The sequence below is a fragment of the Sorangium sp. So ce693 genome, assembly GCF_051521375.1.
GTDB lineage: Bacteria > Myxococcota_A > Polyangia > Polyangiales > Polyangiaceae > Sorangium > Sorangium atrum.
Map to the genome: position 1 here is coordinate 1,259,619 of NZ_CP150347.1, position 21,233 is coordinate 1,280,851.

Genomic DNA, 21,233 nt, shown 5'->3' on the forward strand with positions numbered 1-21,233 from the left:
TGCGCCCTCGGTGGCTCGACTCCGATGTTCGGCCGGGGCCCTTGGCTCACCGCTCCACGACGGCCGCGAGCGCCGCCGTGATCGCCCGGGAGACCTCGTCGACCGGGCCATCCCCGTCGATATGGATGATGCGGTCCCCCGGGACGAGCTCCTCCGCCCGGCGGTACGCCTCCGCGAGCCGCGCCTGCAGCTCTGTCTTCTCGAACAGCTCCTCCGCCCCCCCGCGGCCGCGGCGGCGCTTCTCGGCGACCTCGGGCGTCACGTCGATCACCACCGTGACGTCGGGCCTCAGGGCGTGGCGGTTGAGCTCACGGATCCATTCGATGATCCCCTCGGAGCGCCCCCCGTCCTCGCTCGCCGTCGTCGACTGGTAGGCCAGGCTCGACAGGTCGTAGCGATCCGAGATCACGACGTACCCGTCGCGGAGGAGGGGCTCGATCTCGGCGCCGAGGTGATCGAGGCGATCGGCCGAGAAGAGGAGCGCCATGATCTCCGCCTGGTGGGCGCCGGGGAGCGAGATCCGGTGGGTCAGGACCTGCCGGAGCAGCGCGCCCACCGGCCCGGCGCTCGGCTCTCGGGTGACGTGGACCAGGCGCCGCGCCGCCCTGAGGTGCGCCGCGTAGCGCTCGGCCTGCGTGCTCGTGCCGGCGCCGTCGATGCCCTCGAACACCACGAAGACGCCACGGCCCGCCTCGCCCGCCGGGCGCGACGCCGGGCTCTCTTGCTCGCCTCTCGTCTTCGGCATCTAGATCGCCTCCTCGCTCCCCTCCACGACGGGCGGCGCGTCCTCCCCGAGCACGACGTTGTCGATGAGCCGCGTCGTCCCGACGCGGACGGCGACCGCCAGCAGCGCCCGATCGCCGATCGCCGCTGCGTCGCTCCAGATCGCCAGGGACTCCGGATCGGCGAGGTCCACGTAATCGATGCTCGTCGCGACGGCCGCGAGGCGCGCGCGCGCGGGCTCGAGGAGCGCCGCGGCGCGCCGCTCGCCGCGGGCGAACGCGCGGCACGCGCCGGCGAGGGCGAGCGGGATGGCGCGCGCCGCGCTCCGCTGCTCGGGCGAAAGGTAGGCGTTCCGGGACGACATGGCGAGGCCGTCCGGCTCGCGCACCGTCGTCGCCCCGACGACCTCGACGGGAAGGAACAGGTCGGCGACGAGCCGCCGGATGACCTGGAGCTGCTGGTAGTCCTTCCGGCCGAAGACGGCGACGCACGGGCCGGCGAGCGACAGCAGCTTCGTCACCACGGTGGCGACGCCCTCGAAGTGCACGGGCCGATGGACGCCGCAGAGCGGGCCCGCGGTCGCGCCGACGCGCACGCGCGTCTCCTCGCCGGGCGGGTACATCGCGGCGACGTCCGGCGCGAACACGCCGTCGGCGCCGGCCTCCGCGCAGGCGGCGAGGTCTCGCTCGAGCGTCCGCGGGTAGCGCGCCAGGTCTTCGCCCACGCCGAACTGGGTCGGGTTGACGAAGACGGTCACGGCCACGAAGTCCGTCCTCCGCCGCGCCTCCGCGATCAAGGCGAGGTGGCCTGCATGGAGCGCGCCCATCGTCGGGACGAGGCCGACGCGGCGCCCTGCCGCACGAGCCCGCTCGCACGCCACCCTGAGGTCGCCAGGATGTCGCCAAAACTCCATAATGGAATCCTATCAGACGTACGGCAAAATCGGAGCTTCGATCATGGTCGACCCGCCGTCCAGCCCAGACAACGCCATCGCTCCCGACTCGGAAGACGCCATCGATTCAGCTCCGGCCGCCGGACCTGGATCGCGCCCGGGCGGCCCCTCCAGCACTCGGTCCGGGGGGAGCTCCGCCCCCTCCAGCGGCCCGGTGCCGATATCGGCCGCCCCGGGGGTGATCGCGATCGAGGGGGACCCGACGCACTACCTGAACCGCGAGCTCTCGTGGCTCGAGTTCAACGCGCGGGTGCTGGCGGAGGCCAGGTCGCACGAGGTGCCGCTGTTCGAGCGCCTCAAGTTCCTGAGCATCTTCTTCTCGAACCTCGACGAGTTCTTCATGGTGCGCGTCGCCGGCCTCCAGGCGCAGACGCAGCGCACGATCGCGGAGGTCCCGCCGGACGGGCTCACGCCCCACGAGCAGCTCGTGGCGATCAGCGCGCGCGTCCACGCGCTCGTCGATGACGCCTACCAGCTGTGGCACTCGGATCTGATCCCGGCGCTCCAGCGCGCCGGCATCGTGATCGTCCGGCCCGACGAGCTCGGCGCGACGGAGCTCAGCGCGCTCGACGATCGGTTCCGCACGGACATCTTCCCGATCCTCACGCCGATCGCGATCGACCCGGGGCACCCGTTCCCGCACCTGCGCAACAAGATGATCAACCTCGGGATCATGTTCTCCCGGGAGCATGAAGCGCAGGAGCCCGGCTTCGCGGTCATCCAGGTGCCGCCTGGGCTGAGCCGGCTGATGCGGGTGCGCGTGGAGGGCGCGGCGCGCGCGTTCGTCCTGCTCGAGGACGTGATCGCCCGGCACGTGAAGGATTTCTTCCCCTCGGGCAGGCTGCGCGGCACGTACCCCTTCCGCGTCACCCGGAACTGGGACCTCGAGATCGACGAGGAGGAGGGCGAGGACCTGCTGGAGACGATCCAGGCCGAGCTCCGCCGGCGCGATCGCGGCAACGCCGTGCGCCTGGAGATCGGCTTCGGCGAGGGCGCCGGCACCTCGGTCCAGCGGCTCTGTCGCGCGCTCAAGGTCGACGCGTCGCACGCCGTCTACCGGGTGCCGGGGCCGCTCCACATCGCCGACCTCATCGGCATCGTCGCGGACGACGAGCGCCGCGAGTACCGGGACGAGCCGTTCGCCCCGCAGGTCCCGCCGCTCTTCCGGGACGTCGAGGACATCTTCGCCGTCATCCGGGAGCAGGACGTGCTCCTGCACCACCCCTACGAGTCGTTCGATCCGGTCGCCGAGTTCGTCTCCCGCGCCGCCGACGACCCGAACGTGCTCGCGATCAAGCAGACGCTCTACCGGACCGGCGGCGACTCGCCGATCCTGAAGGCGCTCGCGCGCGCGGCCGAGAGCGGCAAGCAGGTGACGGCCATCGTCGAGCTGAAGGCGCGGTTCGACGAGGCGAGCAACATCCAGTGGGCGAGGACGCTCGAGCAGAGCGGCGTGCAGGTGATCTACGGCCTGCTCGGGCTGAAGACGCACGCGAAGGCGCTGCTCGTGGTGCGGCGCGAGAAGGACAAGCTGCGCCGCTACGTGCACCTGTCGACGGGCAACTACAACCCGCAGACCGCGCGGCTCTACACGGATATCGGCCTGTTCACGGCGAACCGGGAGATCGGCGAGGACATGACGTCGCTCTTCAACCTGCTGACCGGCTACAGCGCGCCGCCCAAGTGGAACCGCCTCCTCGTGGCGCCGCTCGGCCTGCACCAGGCGGTGCTGGGCCTCATCGCGCGTGAGGAGGCCCACGCGCGGGCCGGGCGCAAGGCGGAGATCGTGGCGCAGATGAACGCGCTCGTGGACGTCGACGTCATCGACGCGCTCTACTCGGCGTCGCAAGCCGGGGTCGACATCAAGCTCGCCGTGCGCGGCATCTGCTGCCTCCGGCCGGGGATCCCGGGCCTGTCGGAGCGGATCCAGGTGCGCGCGATCATCGATCGTTTCCTCGAGCACAAGCGCCTGTTCCGGTTCGCGAACGGCGGCAGCGAAGAGATCTACATGTCGAGCGCCGACTGGATGCCGCGCAACTTCCATCGCCGCGTCGAGCTGATGATCCCGATCATCGAGCCCGCCACCCGCGCGCGCGTGGAGGACATGCTGAACACCGTGATGTCCGACACGGCGAAGACCTGGGAGCTCGCGAGCGACGGCAGCTACCACAAGCTCCAGCAGCCCGCCGGCGCCCCCCTGCTTCGGTCGCAGCACCGCTTCATCGAGCTCGCGCGCGAGCGGGTGAAGCTCAGCGATCCGCTGGCGCGAGGCGGCGGGCGCTTCCACATCCTCCGCATGCCCGCGGGCGCGGACGACGGCGAGCCTCGCCACCGCAAGGGCGCCAAGAAGAAGAAGGGTCTGCTCTGATCGACGGCGCGCAGGAGAGGCGTCCCCGCGGCCTCGCGCGCGGGGCGGAGCATCGGGCCGCGGGAGCCCTTCAGAACTGCGTCTGCAACGCGGCGGAGCCGGGGCCGAGCGAGAGCGTGGTCTCGACAGAGGCCTTGGGCGCCGCGTCGCCGGCTGGCACCTTCTTCCCGCCGATGACCCAGAGCGGGATGCCCACGGCGATCATGAGGCCGCCCGCCACGGAGACGAGCGCGCCGGCGAGCTGACGGCGCCCATCGGTGCGCGTCTCGCAGATGCCCGTGAAGCCGCCGAAATCGCAGTAGATCTCGTATCGGTTGCTCGCCGACGCGAGCAGGCCGGTCCCGGTGAAGAACGCGATCGTGCCGCCGGCGGTGAGCGCGATGCCGCCCAGCATCAGGCCCGGGCTCTTCCGGCGCAGGGGAACCGGGGGCGGAGCAGGCGGGATCTCCGACGGGCTCACGGGGTAGCCCGGCGGGAGCGGAGGGTAAGCGCCGCCGTGAGGGTAAGCGCCGCCGTAAGGAGCGTAGCCGCCCGGGGGACCCGGGGGCGGATAGCCCGGCGAGGCGCCTGGCGGAGCCTGAGGGGCCTCCTGCGGCGGTGCCGGGTAGGGGACCGCAGGGTACGGCGGCGCGGAGGCAGCCGGCGGAGCGGGTTGCGGCGCCGCGGCGCCTGGCGGTGCAGCAGGCGCGCTGCCGGGCTGTTGCGTCGCAGCAGCCGGGGTCGGCGCGGCTGGCGGCGAGGCGGCCGGCGGCGCAGCGGCGGCGCCGGGCTGCTGCCGCGCGGGGCCCGGCGCCACGGGCGACCCTGCAGGAGGCTGTCGTTGCGGCGCTGGTTGCGCGCCCGCCGTCGCCGCGGCGAGGAGGCCGGACAGCGCGACGCCGAGCGGCAGGGCGAGCGCCCGCGCGCGGGTGCGCGGCGAGCAGCCCGGCGTTCGGGCGGCGTCGGGCGAAGCATTCAAGCGAAGCATCTCGGGCGTCCTTTCATCACGGCGGTTGCAATCACTCGTGTGGAAGCTCGGCAGGCTTCTGCGCCGGCTCCGGCGGAGGCGCCGCCTCCGCTGCCGGCGTCGCCCCCGCTGAAGGTGTCGCCACGGGCGGTGCGGCGGCCGGCTTCGGTGCGCTGGTGCGCTTCTTGGGCGGGGCGGCCGCGGCTGCTCCGGTGGCTGCTCCTTTCGGAGAGGCGCTGGCAGCGGTTCCCTCTGACGAGGCGCCGGCTTCAGCGCGCTGCGGGGCTGCAGCGCGCGCCGTCTCCGCTGCGGCAGGTTCGGCCGTGACGATCGTCGGCGGCGACGAGTCGACGGGTGGAGCCGGCAACTCGGCCGTCTCCGTCGGCGTGGCAGGGGACGCGGTGGACGGCTCCGCCGTGTGTGTCTTTGCCGGAGCGGCTTTCGCGGGTTCCGGCGCGGCGCGCTCCGGGGCGCGGGGGGACTGCGCGGCGAACACGATCACCGCGGCGAGCGCCACGAGGCCCAGGAAGACCAGGAGCACGCGATCTCGCTTTGGCTTCGTCTGTGTGCTTCCGCCGCGCGCTCGCGCGGGCTGCGCCTCGACGCTGCCTCTCCGATGGGATCGATCGCCGGCGCCGCGTGCCCGCGCGAGCTCCGCGGCGTCGCGCGGGTGCGCGGGCTCCGCGCTGCTCGGAGCAGCGGCGCCGCGCGCCCGCGCGCCGCGCGGGTCGTCGCCGCCTCGGCTCGCCGTCGGATCGACGCGCGCCCCCGCGGGGCCTCGTGCCGTCGCGCTGTCGCCCCGATCGCTTCGCGACGAGGGCCCCGCGCTCCCCGGATCCACGCCGGACGCCGTCCTCGACGCAGCGCTGCTCTGCGGCGCCTTGCGCCGGCTTTCTTTACGCTGGGCGCGTGAAAGCTTCTTCGTCACGCAGCGACCGTACCGAACAGCAGGCGGCCCGCCAAGGGGCCCGCGGCGCGCGTCGGCGTCCGACTCGTGCGGCGCGCGCAGGGGCCCGCGCATCCCGGGAGCCGCCGGCGCACGCCGAGCGCCCCGTCGAACGAGACGTGCGCGGACGGCCCCCGCAGCGCGCCGCGACCCACGAGCTCGTCGCGCGGGGCCAGGACACGCAGAGCACGGCCCCCGCCGGCGCAGCGAGATCGACGCGACCCATGCGACCGCCACGAACGATGCAGCGCCTCGGCGAGCGCAACGGATGGGACCGACGCAACCTACGTGAACGATGCGACCCACGCGGCGGACGCGTCGACGCAACCGACGGGAACCGACGGGAACCGACGGGAACCTACGGGAAGCGCCGCGAATCGACGCGAACGAACGGCTCGCTGGCGTATCCAACACGAACGGGTATCGTCCCGCTTGACATGGGTCGCCTCCTGGGTATCCTGCGCGTCCCCATCCCTCAGGGGGAAATCCGCGTCACTATGCCGACCATCAGCCAGCTCATCCGCCAAGGCCGCGAGGCCGCTCGTTACAAGACGGCCTCTCCTGCGCTCAAGTCCTGCCCGCAGCGGCGAGGCGTGTGCGTACGTGTTTACACCACGACGCCGAAGAAGCCCAACTCGGCGCTCCGCAAGGTCTGCCGCGTCAGGCTGAGCAACCAGATGGAAGTGACGAGCTACATCCCGGGCGAAGGCCACAACCTGCAGGAGCACTCGGTCGTCCTCATCCGCGGCGGCCGTGTCAAGGACCTGCCGGGCGTGCGTTACCACGTCGTCCGCGGCACGCTCGACGCGTCCGGCGCTGCCGGGCCGAGCTCCACCAACAAAGCGACCCGCAACCGCAAGCGCTCGAAGTACGGCGTGAAGCGCCCGAAGGCCTGACAGAGGAACGAAGATGCCCCGTCGTCGCGAAGTCCCGAAGCGGAAGATCATTCCGGACCCGAAGTACAAGGACAAGCTCGTCGCCAAGTTCACGAACTCCCTGATGCAGTCGGGCAAGAAGGCGACCGCCGAGGGGATCCTCTACGGCGCGTTCGACATCGTGCGCGACCGATTCAAGGAGGAGCCGATCGACGTCTTCCGCAAGGCGCTCGACAACGTGAAGCCGAAGCTCGAGGTGAAGAGCCGGCGCGTCGGCGGCGCGACCTACCAGGTCCCCGTCGAGGTCCGCCCCGAGCGCCGCGTCGCCCTCGCGATGCGGTGGCTCGTGACCTACTCGCGCGGCCGCGGCGAGAAGACGATGCGCGAGCGGCTCGCCGCCGAGCTCGTCGACGCGGCGCAGAACCGCGGCAACGCGGTCAAGAAGCGCGACGACACGCACAAGATGGCGGAGGCCAACAAGGCGTTCGCCCACTACCGCTGGTAGGTCAGCGAGGCCAGCGCGGATCCCGGATCTGCGCTGGTTCGTCATTTCAGGTCCCATCCCCAGGCGAGGAGACGCGTAGAGCGAGATGGCACAGCTGACATAAGGATCGGGTTACAGAGCCGGTCCTCTCGAGGGAGCGCGACAGCGCCCGCCCTCGCGGGACCTAGAAAAGCTGCTGCTGTACCCCGACACCCTCTCCAGGTTTCAAGTGCCCGCCACAACGGAGGCGGGCCGGGCTGGAGAGGGTGTTTTGCATCCTGAGTCCGGAACCCTCACCCCACGCATCACACGACGGAGAAGGAAAAGTGGCACGCGAGTACAGCCTGGAACGGACGCGCAACATCGGGATCATGGCCCACATCGATGCGGGCAAGACCACGGTCACCGAGCGCATCCTTTATTACTCGGGTGTCAACTACAAGATCGGCGAGGTCCACGAGGGCGCAGCCACGATGGACTGGATGGTCCAGGAGCAGGAGCGCGGCATCACCATCACGTCCGCCGCGACGAACTGCTTCTGGGCGCCGGAGCAGGGCCCCGAGAAGGGCGTCTCTCACCGGATCAACATCATCGACACGCCCGGTCACGTCGACTTCACCATCGAGGTCGAGCGGAGCCTCCGCGTGCTCGACGGCGCGGTGGCGGTGTTCGACGGCGGCAACGGCGTCGAGCCGCAGAGCGAGACGGTGTGGCGGCAGGCGGACAAGTACGGCGTCCCGCGCATCGCGTTCATCAACAAGATGGACAAGGTCGGCGCCGACTTCGACATGTGCGTCGACTCCATCCGCGAGCGCCTCGGCGCGAACCCGGTGGCGATCCACTACCCGCTCGGCGCGGAGGACTCGTTCCGCGGCGTGATCGACCTCGTGACCCTCCGGGCCGCCGTGTTCGACGAGGAGACGAAGGGCCAGCGCTACGACTGGCAGGAGATCCCGGGCGACCTGCTGCCGCGGTGCAAGGAGCTCCGCGAGAAGCTCATCGAGGCGTGCGCCGACGCGAGCGACAAGGTGATGGAGAAGTTCATCGCCGGCGAGGTCGATCAGATCACCGAGCAGGAGATCCACGCGGCCATCCGCGCGGGCACCCTCGGCTTCAAGATCGTCCCGGTCCTGTGCGGCTCTGCGTTCAAGAACAAAGGGGTCCAGCTCCTGCTCGACAGCGTCGTGAACTACCTGCCGTCGCCGGTCGACATCCCGGCCGTCGAGGGGACGCTGCCCGACAAGAAGGACAAGGTCGTCTCGCGCAAGGCGAGCGATGAAGAGCCGTTCGCGGCGCTGGCGTTCAAGGTCATGAACGACCAGTTCGGCAACCTCACCTTCTTCCGTGTCTACTCCGGCACGACGAAGAGCGGCGTCAGCGTGCTCAACTCGACGCGCGGCAAGCGGGAGCGCTTCGGGCGCATCCTCCGCATGCACGCGAACAAGCGCGAGGAGATCGACGTCTGCTACGCGGGCAACATCTACGCTGCCGTGGGGCTCCGCGACACCCGCACCGGGGACACTCTCTGCGAGGAGAAGAACCCGATCGTGCTGGAGCGGATGGAGTTCCCCGACCCCGTGATCTCGATCGCCATCGAGCCGAAGACCAAGGCCGATCTCGACAAGCTCGGGCTCAGCCTGCAGAAGCTCGCCTACGAGGATCCCTCGTTCCGCACCTTCACGAACGAGGACACGGGTCAGACGATCATCGCCGGGATGGGCGAGCTCCACCTCGAGATCATCGTCGACCGCCTGAAGCGCGAGTTCAAGGTGGACGCCAACGTCGGCAAGCCCGAGGTGGCCTACAAGGAGACCATCTCGAAGAAGGCGACCGACGTGGAGGGGCGCTTCGTCCGGCAGTCGGGCGGACACGGCCAGTTCGGTCACGTGAGGATCGACATCGAGCCGGCCGAGCGCGGCGCGGGCTTCGTGTTCGAGAACGACATCGTCGGCGGCATCATCCCGAAGGAGTTCATCCCCTCGATCGAGAAGGGTATCCGGGACGCGATGGGCCGCGGCGTGCTCGCGGGCTACCCCGTCGTCGACATCAAGGTGCGGCTCCACTTCGGCAGCTACCACGAGGTCGACTCCTCCGGGCCCGCGTTCGAGGTCGCCGCGTCCATGGCCTTCCAGGACGGCGCCAAGAAGGCGGGGCTCGTGCTCCTCGAGCCGATGATGGCCGTCGAGGTCGTGTCGCCCGAGAACTACCTCGGGGACGTCATCGGAGACCTCAACTCGCGGCGTGGCCGCATCCTCGATATGGGGCAACGCGCGAACACCCGGGTGATCCGCGCGGAGGTCCCGCTCTCAACCATGTTCGGTTACGCGACCGACGTCCGTTCCAAGACGCAAGGCCGCGCGACCCATTCGATGCAGTTCTCTCATTACGCACCGGTTCCAGCAGCGATCCAGGAAGAGATCGTCGCCAAGCAGCGAGGTTAAAAAGACGCCATGGCCAAGGAGAAATTCACTCGTACGAAGCCGCACGTGAACGTGGGCACCATCGGTCACATCGACCACGGCAAGACCACGCTCACGGCGGCGCTCGTCAAGGTGCAGTCGAAGCGCAACCTGGCGAAGGCGATCTCGTACGCCGACATCGCGAAGGGCGGGACGGTCCGTGACGAGACCAAGACGGTGACCATCGCGGCGGCGCACGTCGAGTACGAGTCGGCGAACCGCCACTACGCGCACGTCGACTGCCCCGGGCACGCCGACTACATCAAGAACATGATCACCGGCGCGGCGCAGATGGACGGGGCGATCCTCGTCGTGTCGTCGCTCGACAGCGTGATGCCGCAGACGCGCGAGCACGTGCTGCTCGCCCGGCAGGTCGGCCTGAACCACATCGTCGTGTTCCTCAACAAGTGCGACGCGGTGGACGACCCGGAGATGCTCGACCTGGTCGAGATGGAGGTCCGCGAGCTGCTGTCGAAGTACAAGTTCGACGGCGACAACGCGCCGGTGGTCCGGGGCGCGTCGCTGCCGGCGCTGCAGGGCGACCCGAAGTGGGAGGAGACGATCCAGCAGCTCCTCAGCGCGCTGGACAGCTACATCCCCGAGCCGGTGCGCGACATCGACAAGCCGTTCCTGATGGCGATCGAGGACGTGTTCTCGATCAAGGGCCGCGGCACGGTGGCCACGGGCCGCATCGAGCGCGGCGTGATCAAGGTCGGCGACGAGGTGCAGATCATCGGCTTCAAGGACACGAAGAAGTCGGTCGTGACCGGCGTCGAGATGTTCCGCAAGCTGCTCGATCAGGGGCAGGCGGGCGACAACGTCGGGTGTCTGCTCCGCGGCGTGGAGAAGGAAGAGATCGAGCGCGGCCAGGTGCTGGCGAAGCCCGGGTCGATCACGCCACACACGAAGTTCACCGGTGAGGTGTACGTCCTCAAGAAGGAGGAGGGCGGGCGCCACACGCCGTTCTTCACCAACTACCGGCCGCAGTTCTACATCCGGACGACGGACGTGACCGGCACGGTGAACCTCCCCGAGGGGGTGAAGATGGTGATGCCGGGCGACAACATCACGATGACGATCGAGCTCATCGCGCCGGTCGCGCTGGAGGAGCAGATGCGCTTCGCCATCCGCGAGGGCGGCAAGACGGTGGGCGCCGGCGTCGTCACCAAGATCCTCGCGTAGGAAGAGCACCATGCCTGATACAACCAAGATCCGGATTCGCCTCAAGGCCTTCGACCACCAGCTGCTCGACAAGTCGACGAGCGATATCGTCGAGACGGCGAAGCGGACCGGGGCGCACGTCGCGGGGCCCATTCCGCTGCCCACCGAGATCCGCCGCTACACGGTTCTTCGGGGGCCCCACGTCGACAAGAAGTCGCGCGAGCAGTTCGAGATCCGGACGCACAAGCGGCTTCTCGACATCATCGAGCCGACTCAGCAGACCCTCGACGCGCTGATGAAGCTCGACCTTTCGGCCGGCGTCGACGTCGAGATCAAGAGCTAGGAGTCCAGGTACCATGAAGGTTACCGTTTACAACCTCAAGCGGGAGCAGGTCGGCGAACTCGACCTCTCGGACGAGGTCTTCGGGACCGAGGTGAAAGAGCACCTCTTCTATGAGGTCGTGAAGGCGCAGCTCGCGTCCCGCCGCTCGGGCACCAAGGCCACCAAGGAGCGGAGCGCGGTCGCCGGCTCCACGAAGAAGCTCTATCGCCAGAAGGGCACCGGCCGCGCTCGCCAGGGCTCGATCCGCGCCCCGCACCACGCGGGCGGCGGCATGGCGCACGCCCTGGAGCCGAAGGACTGGTCGTACCGTCCGCCGCGCAAGGTGCGGATCGGCGCCCTGAAGAGCGCTCTCTCGCTCTTCGCGAAGGAGGGGCGGCTCATCGTGCTCGACAGCCTGGAGGTCTCCGAGATCAAGACCAAGGCGATCGCTGCCACGCTGACGACCCTGCAGGCGGACCGGAAGTCGCTGGTCGTCGACACGGCCGGCAACGAGAAGCTGGTGAAGAGCCTCCGCAACCTGGAGAACCACCAGTACCTGCCGCCGGAAGGGGTCAACGTCTACGACCTCCTCAGGCACGACCACCTCATCGTCTCGAGGGACGCCGCCAAGGCGCTCGAGGCGCGTTGCCTTCGCTAGTCAGGGGAGTCCGACATGCAGCCCGAGCAGATCATCCGCCGGCCAATCATCCTCACGGAGAAGTCGAGCCGGCTCCGCGACCAAGGCAACAAGGTCATCTTTGAGGTCCGCCGCGAGGCGAACAAGATCCAGATCAAGGACGCCATCCAGACGCTCTTCAAGGTGGGCGTCGTGGACGTCAACACGCTGATCATGCGCGGCAAGGACAAGCGCATGGGGCGCGGCTACGCGAAGCTGCGCAATTGGAAGAAGGCGATCGTCACCCTCAAGGAGGGTGACGAGATCCAGTTCTTCGACGAGAAGGCGGAATAGCGATGGGAATCAGATCCTTCAAGCCGACCTCGCCGGCGCGGCGTTACTACTCGGTCAGCGACTTCAAGGAGATCACGAAGGTCGAGCCCGAGCGGTCGCTGCTGGAGCAGCAGACGTCCACCGGCGGCCGGAACAACAACGGCCGGATCACGTCGCGGTTCCGCGGCGGTGGTCACAAGCAGCGCTACCGGATCATCGATTTCCGGCGCGACAAGATCGGCGTCCCGGCGAAGGTCGCCGCGATCGAGTACGACCCGAACCGGACGGCGCGCATCGCGCTCCTTCACTACGTGGACGGCGAGAAGCGCTACATCCTGGCGCCCGACGGACTCGCGGTCGGGGCGACGCTGCTCGCGAGCCGGAACGCGGACATCAAGCCTGGCAACAGCCTGACGCTCCGCTACATCCCGCCCGGCACCTCGATCCACAACGTCGAGGTCAAGAAGGGCAAGGGCGGTCAGCTCGTGCGCTCGGCCGGCGTCGCTGCGCAGCTCATGGCGAAGGACGGCGACTATGCGCAGGTCCGCCTCCCGAGCGGTGAGATCCGCAAGGTGCACCTCGATTGCCGCGCCACGATCGGGCAGGTGTCGAACTCCGAGCACGCGAACATCAGCCTCGGCAAGGCGGGGCGCTCGCGCTGGCTCGGGCGCCGGCCGCACAACCGCGGTGTCACGATGAACCCCGTCGATCACCCGATGGGCGGCGGTGAGGGCCGGACGAGCGGCGGGCGCCACCCGTGCTCGCCGTGGGGTCAGCTCTCCAAGGGCCTCAAGACGCGGAACAACAAGCGCACCGACGGCATGATCGTCCGGCGGCGCGGGACCAAGGGTTAGTCATGCCGAGGAGCATCAAGAAAGGGCCCTTCATTGACGGTCACCTGCTGGAGAAGATCCAGGCGGCCCAGGCGACCAATGCCAAGAAGGTGATCAAGACGTGGTCGCGCCGCTCGACGATCCTGCCCGAGTCGGTCGGTCTGACCTTCGCCGTGCACAACGGGAGGAAGTTCGTTCCCGTGTTCGTGACGGAGAACATGGTCGGCCACAAGCTGGGTGAGTTCGCCCCGACGCGCACGTTCCACGGCCACTCCGGGGACAAGAAGTCCAAGGTTGCCAAGGGCGGCCCGGGCGGTCGCTGATCGCTCCGCGTCAACCGCGAGCGCATCGACATGAAGCGGGCAGGGTCGCAGCAGCGACCCTGCCCGTTTCTTTTTGCGCCGCTACGGTCTGAGCGCCGCGAGCACGGCGTCCGCATCGCCGTGCGGGTGAGCCCCGTGCGTTAGAAGGTGCCGCGTAGACCGGTGAAACCCGGGCCGACGAGCAGCTGCGTCGAGGCCGTGGCGCTCTGCGAGCCGCCGGTGCCGCCTCCGGTGAAGCTCAGGATGAGCAGGGTCGTGCCCGTGACGAGCCCGAGCGCGCCGACCACGACGCCGATATTCGCGACCGTCTTCTGGGTCTTGCCGGCGTCGACGTCGTCCTGGCGATCGGCGGGGCAGGGGCCCCTGCAGGTCTCGGTGAGATCGCTGTAGGTGCTGTTCGCCATCAGCCCGGCGACGGTGAACATCGCGAGCCCCGCCACACCCACGCCGCCAGCGGCGTAGGCGTAAGGCCGCAGGTACGCACGCGGCGAGGGCGCCTCCGAAAAGGGCGGGCTCGGGCCCTCGTCGAGGAGCGCCGGAGAGCCGGAGGCGGCCTCGGTCGGGCCGCTCGGCTCGGCGTCGAGCGCGACGGTCTTCGCTTCCCCCGCCGAGAGATCGAGGGTCTGCGGCGTCGAGGTGAGCTTCGTGCGCAGGACGATGTCGGTCTTGCCGGGCTTGACCGGGAACGGCTTGCCCCACCGCTCGCGCGGGACGTTCTTGCCGGCCACCGCGAGCGAGGTCGCCGCGTCCGGATGCGCGACAGTGACCGTGACGAGGGCGATCTTGCGCGCGATCTCGTCGCGCTCGAGCTGCGCCGTCTGCTCCGTCTGGGCATAGCGCGGCTCGTCCTTCGCCCGGGACGCGGCCTCCGCCGCGACCTGATCGAACTCGAGGTACGCCTCGATGTGATCGCCCAGATCCGCGAGGCAGCGCGCGATGTAGAGGTGGGAGTTCGGGCTCGGCACGGTGGCGTACGAGGCCCGGAACTGCTCGAGCGCCAGCGCGTAGCGCTTGCTCTCGTAGAGGGCAGCGCCCTTCTTGAAGTGGTTCTGCGCCTTCTCCACCGCGTCCGGCGCGGGCGTCGCCGCGGCGCCGTCCGCGGCGGCCGCGGGCCCGGGGAGCGTGCACAAGCACACGCAAGATGCCGCACCGAAGAGCAGCGCACGGAGCCAGGGTCGAGATCGCACGGTGTTCAGATACCCGATGGGTTGTACTTCTTCTTGGGGCTGGGTTTGCCGGTCGTCGCTGGCTTGGGCGCAGGCTTCGCCGGCGTGGACGTCGTCCGGGGGCGCGTGGTCGACGGTGGGCGCGACGCCTGCGGCGCGGCGACGGGCTGCGCCGCCGCGGCCGCGGGTGCCTTGACCGTCGGGGGAGGCGTCGGCTCCGCCGCGGGAGGCGTCGGCGAGGGCGCCGGTGCTGCCTCGGGAGGCGTCGCCGACGCCTCGGGAGCGGGCGGCGACGCCGGCTGCGCCGTCTGAGGAGGCTCCACCGGCGAAACGGGCGGAGTCGGGACGGCGTCCGCGGTGGCGGTGGTGTCGGCCGCCGTGGCCGCGGGCAACGCATCGACGCGCGCCTTGCCGACCTCCGGACGCGAGCGCTCGTCGCCGCCGCGCACGACCAGCGCGACGGCCCCGAGCGCCACGCAGAACATCGCCGCGCCGGCCACGATCAGCTGGAGCCGCTTGCGTCGCTGCCCGGTCTCGAACGATCGGTCGACCGCCGTGACCTCGCCGACGTCGTTGGCGAGGCTCCGCGAGCCGCGCCTCGCGAGGCGTTCGCTGAGCGCCGCGGCCCGGGACGCGGGAGGATCCGCCGCCGCGAGCACCTTCGTGGCGGGCACGCCGGCCGCCGGGAGGATCCGCTTGGCGGATGGGCCGAGCGGCTTGCCCTCCCGGGCGGCGGGCCGCGGGCTCACCGGCTCGGCCGGCTCGCCGTCGGGCTGCAGCGCGGGCGCGATGATGAGCCGCGGCGGCGCCTCGGCGGGCTGCGCCGGCGCGGCGATCTCTTCGAACGAGATCGGCTCCAGGCTGACCGGCGGCTCCTCCTCCGCGATCGGTGATGCGGCCCCTCTGCTGGACGCCGGACCGGCGCCAGCCGGCGCCTGTGCTGCAGGGGGAGGCGCGGCGACGGGACCGCCCTCGTGCGAGCCCGCGCCGACGTCGGCCAGCGCAGCGTGGCCCTCCAGAGAGGCCCCGGGCCGGCGCTCCGAGTTCACGGCGGCGCCTGCGTCGACGGCCGCGATCGCGTCGCGGAGCTCCTGCGCGCGCTTCGACTGGATCTCGCCGATCGCCTGCCGCACGAAGGCCGCCACGTCCTCGTCGGTCGTGGGCTCGCCGAGCGTCGACGCGACCTGATCGATGGCCCGCTGCATCTCCGCGCACGTCGAGAAGCGGCTCTCGGGGTCCTTCTCGAGCGCCTTGAGGATGATCCTGTCGAGCTCGGGGTGGATCGCGCCGTTCAGCTCCCGCGGGGGGAGCGGGTTCTTGATGGTGATGTTCTCGATGGTCGCGAGGTCGGTCTCGGCGCGGAAGGGGTGCAGCCCCGTCGTGAGCACGTACAGCAGCGCGCCGAGCGAGAAGATGTCGCTCCGGCGATCGATGGGGAGCCCGCCGAGCTGCTCCGGCGAGAGGTACGGCGTCTTCCCCTTGACGATGCCGCCGGCGCGCGTGACGTGCAGGCGCCCCTTGGACTTCGCCACGCCGAAGTCGACGATCTTCACGAACCCGGCGGTCGAGATGAGCACGTTCGCCGGCGAGATGTCCCGGTGGACGAGGTCGAGCAGCACGCCGCTGTCGTCGCGGAGCTCGTGCGCGTTGTGGAGCCCCGCGCAGATCTGCGAGGCGATGCGGAGCACGATCCGCTGCGGGATGCCGCCGAGCCGCTTCGCGGCCTTCTGCAGCGTGCCGGCCGTCTCGCCGTCGACCCACTCCATCACGATGTAGAGGACGTCGTCCTCCTCGCCGAGGTCGAGGATCTCGACCACGTTGGGGTGCCTGATCCGCGCCGCGACCCGCGCCTCGTCGAGGAACATCGACTCGAAGTCGGGGTCGTCGGAGACGTCGGGCAGCATCGTCTTGATGGCGACGATCTTCCTGAAGCCGCGGGTGCCCTGCAGGCGCGCGGCCCAGACGGCCGCCATGCCGCCCTTGGCGACCGGCATGAGGATCTCGTAGCGGCCGAGGGTGCTCCCCGGGCCCAGCTGGTCCACGGCCGACGCCACGCGACCCCACAGCTTCGTCTGGCCCTGGACTCCGGTCGGCGTGGGGATCGTCCTGGTGGAGGTCGATGCCGGACCGTTGCCGCGCGCGCTCTCCTGCGTCGCAGGCGCCCCGCCCGGAAGCGCGGCCGCCACGGGCGGGGGCGGCGGGGTCTTCGCGGGGACAGGGATCGCAGGCGCGGTGGTCGACGCGGGCGCAACGGGGGGCAGCGGCTGAGAAGGCTCGGGCGACGCAGCCGGCGCGGGCGCCGCCGGCGGGAGGGGCGCCGACGGTGTCACCGGCGCGCGGCTCATCGTCTTCGCCGGCGGCGGCGGGGGCGTGGCGGCCGCGCGTGGCGCCGGCGTCACGGCGGGCACCACGGGCGTGCGGCGCGTGGCAGCGGCCGGCGGCGCCAGCGGCGGCACAGGTACCCGAGGCGTCGGAGGGCTCGGCGCGAGCGCTGGCCCGACAGCCGCGGGCGCTGCAGCGGCGACCTTGCCGTGCGCCTCGGGCTGCGCCGGCGACGCCGCGCGAGCCGGCGGCGGTGGGCGTGGCGGCCTCGGGGACGGCCCTCCCGGGGCCGGCGCCGGCGGCTTCGGGACCGTCCCCTCGGCCGGCGTCGGCGTCGCCCGCGCCGCGAGGGCGTCGCCCGGATCGCCCGGGCGCGGCGCGGCCGGCCGCGCGGGCGGCTGCTCCTTCGCCGTGGTCGCCCCCGTCGCAGCGGCGCGCTCGGGGCTCGCACCGGCGGCGGCGCGGTCCTCCGTGCCCTGGCCCGACAGCTCGATCCGCGGAAGGGTCGCTGCGGGACGCCGCGGCCCGGGCAGGTCGCGGGCCGGGACGTCCTCCACCGAGCCCCACTCGGTGTCGATGCTGGCGTGCGCCGCATCGGCGCCCGCAGGCCCGGCGCCGTTCGACGCGCCTGCGCCGACCGCCGGCTTGGCCGCCAGGCCGTTCTTCGGCGCGGCGGCGTCCTTCGCCGCCGTCGGGCGAACCTGGCTCGCGGCGAGCGCGCCCGCCGCGGCCACCGGCGGCGCGCCCGGTGTCGCGCCGCGCGCGCCCGCCGCGGCCACCGGCGGCGCGCCCGGTGTCGCGCCGCGCGCGCGCGGCGTCGGCGCGGTGATGGCCTGGCGCGGGCCGTCGCCGCGGGGGGAGAGCGCGCCGTCGGCCGCGGGGATCGCCACGCCCACCAGCGTCATGCCCCGCGCGCGCGGCGGCGGCCGCGACCCGTCCGCGCCGGCGGGGCTCGCCATGGCGGCCGCGATCATCGTCCTGCGCGGCTCGATCGTCTTGCCGGCCAGCCTGCTCACCGCCGCCGCCACGTCCTCGTCCCCTGCGATCCGCCCCGCTCCCGCGGCCTCCAGCGCCGCGAGCATCGCCGAGGCGCTCTCGAAGCGGCGCGCCGGATCGCGCTCCAGCGCCGTCTGGACGACATCGACGACCTCGGCCGGGACGGCGCCCCCGGCGAGCCCCGCGAGCGGCGGGATCGGCGCCGACTGCACCTTCTGGATGACCGCGGCCTCCAGCTTCGACGAGAACAGCCGCTGCCGCGCGAGCAGCTCCCAGAGGATCACGCCGACCGAGAAGAGATCCGCGCGCGGATCGAGCGGGGCCTCCGCGTGCGCTGCCATCGCCTTGACCCGCTCGGGCGCGGCATAGGCGAGCCGATCGGGGTTCCTCGTCCCCATGGGCGCGAGCCCGGCGATCGCCCGCGCGACGCCGAGCCCGCCGACCCGGGTGACGCCGTCGATGCCGACGGAGACGTGGGTCGGGTTCAGCTCGCCGTGAACGAGCGGCGCCGGCTGGGCCGCGTGCGCGGACGCGAGCGCGCGCAGCGCGTCGATCGCGATCCGGAGGGACACCGGCGGCGGCAGCCCCTCGGCGCCGGCCAAAGGCACAAGCGCGCCCAGCGGCTCGCCCTCCACGTACTCCGAGACGATGAAGACCTCGCCGTCGGCGGTGCGGGCGTCGAGCACCGAGAGCACGTTGGGGAAGCGGACCTGCTGCGCCATCCCGGCCTCGCGGAGGATGCTGTCGGCGGTCTCGGCCTTCTTCGTGAGGTGCCGGTAGATGCGCAGGATCGTGACCGGCGGCGCGCTCTTCGCCTCGCCCTCGTCGGAGGACGCCCGCGCGAGCCACGTGGAGCCGATGCCGCCACCGGAGAGCTCTCTCAGCAGCTCATAGTTGCCGAGTCGCGAAGCAGAGCCCGCACCGGGCGGCCTGTCGAGCGCCATGGGTCTCGCATGCTATCAGGACGTCAGAAGCTGGATCCAGCGTTCACGGCCGACGACTCGGCGAGTTTGGGCGTGTCCGGAGCGCCCTGTCAGGTGCGGCTCGCATGGGATCCAAGCGGGCGCTGGACGGTCGGGCCAGCGCCGCGCGTGCGGCAAAGCGCCACGGCCCGCGAGATCTGGCCGGCGTGTGGGCGCTCCGCGCGCGGCCGGACACACGCCCGCGACGAGCCGCAGGGCCGCGTGGAGAGGACGCTCCTCGCAGGGCGCGCCACCGCAGCGCGATCACGTCCGGAGCGAGGGGCGCGGGCCCCGCCGCTCACACACAGGTGCCGGGGTGTGGGGAGCTCGGTGCGGGCCGTCCAGGCTCGGCGAGCTCAGGGGCGCGACACGCTGGACACGCGGAGCGCGACGGGGTGAACGGTCAGCGTCACGAACCTGGTTCGGCGCTCGTGGCTCGAGAAGGCGCTCGCGGCCACGGGGATCCCGTGCCGGAGCGCCACGGCGACGTGGGGGCCCGGATCGACCCGGATCGCCCGCGACGGCTGCGCCACCTCGCCGTCGAGCAGCAGGGTCACGCCGTCGGTCGCGCCGGCGAGGTTCAGCACGATCCTCGGCATCCGTCCCCCGAGGTCCTCGAGGCGCGCGTCGATCTCGGCGAGCACCGCCGGCGACGCCTTCCGCGCGTCCGCGTCCGCGCCGAGGATCGCGCGCGCGTTGTGGTACGTCCGCTCGGCCGTGCGCAGCCGGCCGAGCCGCTCGTGGCAGAGGCCGATGTGGTACGTCACGTTCGCCGTCGGCCGCCGGCGGGCGATCGCCTCGAACCTGTCGAGCGCGTCGGCCCAGCGCCCCGCGATCTCGAGCGACAATCCCTGCGCGAACTGGAGCCTCAGCGCGCGCGTCGCGCTGTCGTCCTGCGCGTGCAGCCAGGATGGCGAGAGCAGCGCCCAGCAAACGAGCCCGAGCGCAGCGGCGCGCCGCCAGCGGCGTCTGCGAAGAGCGGTGATCGGTGCGGCGCTGGTCATCAGAACCCGGGGCTCGTGATGCGGCGTCGAGATGGCCCGCGCGGTGCTTGCCAGCGCGGGGGCTTGTCCTCGGAGGCCGATCCGAGCTCGTCGCTGCCCGGGTCCTTCGAGGCGCGCTCGGGCGAGCCCGGCGCGCGGTCGTGGCTCGCCGCGTTCCGTGGCGGCGCGCCGCTGCGCGTCGCCTCGGGCGCGCCGGCGCCGCGCCGCCAGGCGGCGCCGCTGTCGGCGAAGGCCGTGGCCAGCACAGGGCGCAGGCTCTCGCGCGCCGCGCTCTCGGGCCCCGCGTCCGCCTGCTCCCGCAGCGCGGCCGAGCAGAGAGTCGCCGCGAGCGCGGCCGCGCCCGCGAGCCGGATCGCCAGGATCGTCCTTGCGCGGCGCGCCGCGTCCTGCGGGGCGGCGGCGCCCTGCGTGCGCCCGATCGTCGTCGCCTCCCGCCATCCAGGCGCCCGCGGCGCCCGGGTCCAGAGCCGCTCGAGCGCGCGAACGGCGAGCCTCGGGGGCGCGGCGAGCGCGCCGCGGGCTCGCGTCATCTCCCCGGGCCGCGAGCCAGAGGCCGGCGGCGAGAGGACCACGATCGGCGCGGGCGCGCTCGCGCCGAGATCGTCGAGCGCGGCCTTTAGATCCGCGCGCAGCGAGGCCGCGTCCGGGTAGCGCCGCGCCGGGTCCTTCTCGAGGCATCGGCCGGCGATCTTGCGGAGGCGCGGCGGGATCGAGGCCGGCAGCGGCGCGGGCTCGGTCTCGAGGATGCGCCGGAGGACCGCGTGGTGGTTGCCTCCCGTGAACGGCTGCGCGCCGCTGAGCGCCTCGTAGAGCATGACGCCCACGGCCCAGAGATCGGCGCGCGCGTCGATGGTGCGCTTGCCGAGCGCCTGCTCCGGGCTCATGTACGAGGGCGTCCCGAGCAGCTGTCCGTCGATGGTGATGGCGTCGCCCGCGCCCGTGAGCTGGCTGATGCCGAAGTCGACGATCTTCGGCACGATCCCCTCGCCGGGGACCGTCGCCATCATGATGTTCTCCGGCTTGATGTCGCGGTGGACGACGCCCTCGGCGTGGGCGGCCGAGAGCCCGCAGCACACCTCGATGAGGACGGGCACCACCTCCTCGGGCGGCAGCGGCCGGTTCGGCTGGAGGCGGTCGGCGAACGGCGAGCCGCGCAGGAGCTCCAGGGCCAGGAACAGGTAGCCCTCGTCCTGGAGCTCGCCGGCGTCGACGACGCCGACGATGTTCCGGTGCTGGAACTTGCCGATGATCTTCGCCTCCCGGATGAACCGCCCGACGACCTGCTCGTCCCGGAGCGCCGGGGACAGCTTGAGCGCCACGTCCCGGCCGATGAGCTCGTGGCGCGCCCACCACACGCTCGACATCCCACCCGCGCCGATCTGCCGGATCAGCCGGAAGCGACCTCCTGCAACGTCCCCGGCATGAAGCATGTGCCCCCTTCG

17 protein-coding genes are annotated in these 21,233 nt (G+C 71.7%); 10 read left to right on the top strand and 7 right to left on the bottom strand.

Annotated features, from left to right (window positions below):
• Nucleotides 1-46: 46 nt before the first annotated feature.
• Both tmk and panC read right to left on the bottom strand, forming a co-directional pair.
• Complete coding sequence (gene tmk, locus WMF14_RS04715) at nucleotides 47-745, bottom strand: dTMP kinase (protein ID WP_437799010.1); 699 nt, start codon at nucleotides 743-745, stop codon at nucleotides 47-49.
• On the bottom strand, nucleotides 746-1,636 hold the full coding sequence (panC, locus tag WMF14_RS04720; protein WP_437799012.1) for a pantoate--beta-alanine ligase: 891 nt from the start codon (nucleotides 1,634-1,636) through the stop codon (nucleotides 746-748). It abuts the gene before it with no gap.
• 193 nt (nucleotides 1,637-1,829) lie between these two features.
• On the opposite strand from panC, the gene ppk1 reads away from it, so the two are divergent.
• The gene (gene ppk1 / locus WMF14_RS04725; RefSeq protein WP_272100091.1) at nucleotides 1,830-4,043 is read left to right on the top strand and encodes a polyphosphate kinase 1; all 2,214 of its coding nucleotides are present in this window, start codon (nucleotides 1,830-1,832) and stop codon (nucleotides 4,041-4,043) included.
• Nucleotides 4,044-4,113: 70 nt separating this feature from the next.
• On the opposite strand, the gene WMF14_RS04730 is transcribed toward ppk1, so the two are convergent.
• Complete coding sequence (locus tag WMF14_RS04730) at nucleotides 4,114-5,010, bottom strand: hypothetical protein (RefSeq protein WP_437799014.1); 897 nt, start codon at nucleotides 5,008-5,010, stop codon at nucleotides 4,114-4,116.
• A gap of 1,422 nt (nucleotides 5,011-6,432) precedes the next feature.
• Here WMF14_RS04730 and rpsL point away from each other — a divergent pair.
• The 9 genes from rpsL (at nucleotide 6,433) to rpsS (ending at nucleotide 13,341) form a co-directional block, all read left to right on the top strand.
• A complete protein-coding gene (gene rpsL, locus WMF14_RS04735) occupies nucleotides 6,433-6,831 on the top strand; it encodes a 30S ribosomal protein S12 (protein ID WP_012233473.1) in 399 nt (132 codons plus the stop codon).
• 13 nt (nucleotides 6,832-6,844) lie between these two features.
• The gene (gene rpsG, locus WMF14_RS04740) at nucleotides 6,845-7,315 is read left to right on the top strand and encodes a 30S ribosomal protein S7 (protein ID WP_012233474.1); all 471 of its coding nucleotides are present in this window, start codon (nucleotides 6,845-6,847) and stop codon (nucleotides 7,313-7,315) included.
• Nucleotides 7,316-7,620: 305 nt separating this feature from the next.
• Nucleotides 7,621-9,735: an elongation factor G gene (gene fusA, locus WMF14_RS04745; protein WP_272100102.1), complete on the top strand. Its 2,115-nt coding sequence runs from the start codon at nucleotides 7,621-7,623 to the stop codon at nucleotides 9,733-9,735.
• Nucleotides 9,736-9,744: 9 nt separating this feature from the next.
• A complete protein-coding gene (gene tuf, locus WMF14_RS04750; protein WP_012233037.1) occupies nucleotides 9,745-10,935 on the top strand; it encodes an elongation factor Tu in 1,191 nt (396 codons plus the stop codon).
• Between the two features lie 10 nt (nucleotides 10,936-10,945).
• Nucleotides 10,946-11,257: a 30S ribosomal protein S10 gene (rpsJ, locus tag WMF14_RS04755; RefSeq protein WP_272100105.1), complete on the top strand. Its 312-nt coding sequence runs from the start codon at nucleotides 10,946-10,948 to the stop codon at nucleotides 11,255-11,257.
• Nucleotides 11,258-11,270: 13 nt separating this feature from the next.
• Nucleotides 11,271-11,894, top strand: a complete 624-nt coding sequence (rplD, locus tag WMF14_RS04760) for a 50S ribosomal protein L4 (RefSeq protein ID WP_272100107.1) — start codon at nucleotides 11,271-11,273, stop codon at nucleotides 11,892-11,894.
• Nucleotides 11,895-11,909: 15 nt separating this feature from the next.
• Nucleotides 11,910-12,206, top strand: coding sequence for a 50S ribosomal protein L23 (locus WMF14_RS04765; RefSeq protein WP_012233478.1), 297 nt, complete (start codon nucleotides 11,910-11,912; stop codon nucleotides 12,204-12,206).
• A 2-nt stretch (nucleotides 12,207-12,208) separates the two neighbouring features.
• A complete protein-coding gene (gene rplB / locus WMF14_RS04770) occupies nucleotides 12,209-13,039 on the top strand; it encodes a 50S ribosomal protein L2 (protein ID WP_272100109.1) in 831 nt (276 codons plus the stop codon).
• A gap of 2 nt (nucleotides 13,040-13,041) precedes the next feature.
• The gene (rpsS, locus tag WMF14_RS04775) at nucleotides 13,042-13,341 is read left to right on the top strand and encodes a 30S ribosomal protein S19 (protein ID WP_020733179.1); all 300 of its coding nucleotides are present in this window, start codon (nucleotides 13,042-13,044) and stop codon (nucleotides 13,339-13,341) included.
• Nucleotides 13,342-13,481: 140 nt separating this feature from the next.
• Here the strand turns inward: rpsS and WMF14_RS04780 are convergent, their stop codons facing one another.
• The 4 genes from WMF14_RS04780 to WMF14_RS04795 all read right to left on the bottom strand — a co-directional run bounded on the left by WMF14_RS04780 (nucleotide 13,482) and on the right by WMF14_RS04795 (nucleotide 21,221).
• Nucleotides 13,482-14,477 carry a tetratricopeptide repeat protein gene (locus WMF14_RS04780; protein WP_437799015.1) on the bottom strand — a complete coding sequence of 332 codons (996 nt, stop codon included), beginning with the start codon at nucleotides 14,475-14,477 and terminating at the stop codon, nucleotides 13,482-13,484.
• A 56-nt stretch (nucleotides 14,478-14,533) separates the two neighbouring features.
• The gene (locus tag WMF14_RS04785) at nucleotides 14,534-18,769 is read right to left on the bottom strand and encodes a protein kinase domain-containing protein (RefSeq protein ID WP_437799016.1); all 4,236 of its coding nucleotides are present in this window, start codon (nucleotides 18,767-18,769) and stop codon (nucleotides 14,534-14,536) included.
• Between the two features lie 374 nt (nucleotides 18,770-19,143).
• Nucleotides 19,144-19,791 (bottom strand): tetratricopeptide repeat protein, encoded by a 648-nt coding sequence (locus tag WMF14_RS04790; protein ID WP_437799017.1) that lies wholly within the window; start codon nucleotides 19,789-19,791, stop codon nucleotides 19,144-19,146.
• Nucleotides 19,791-21,221, bottom strand: coding sequence for a protein kinase domain-containing protein (locus tag WMF14_RS04795; RefSeq protein ID WP_437799018.1), 1,431 nt, complete (start codon nucleotides 21,219-21,221; stop codon nucleotides 19,791-19,793). Before WMF14_RS04795 ends, WMF14_RS04790 begins: the two co-directional genes overlap by 1 nt.
• Nucleotides 21,222-21,233: the final 12 nt, after the last annotated feature.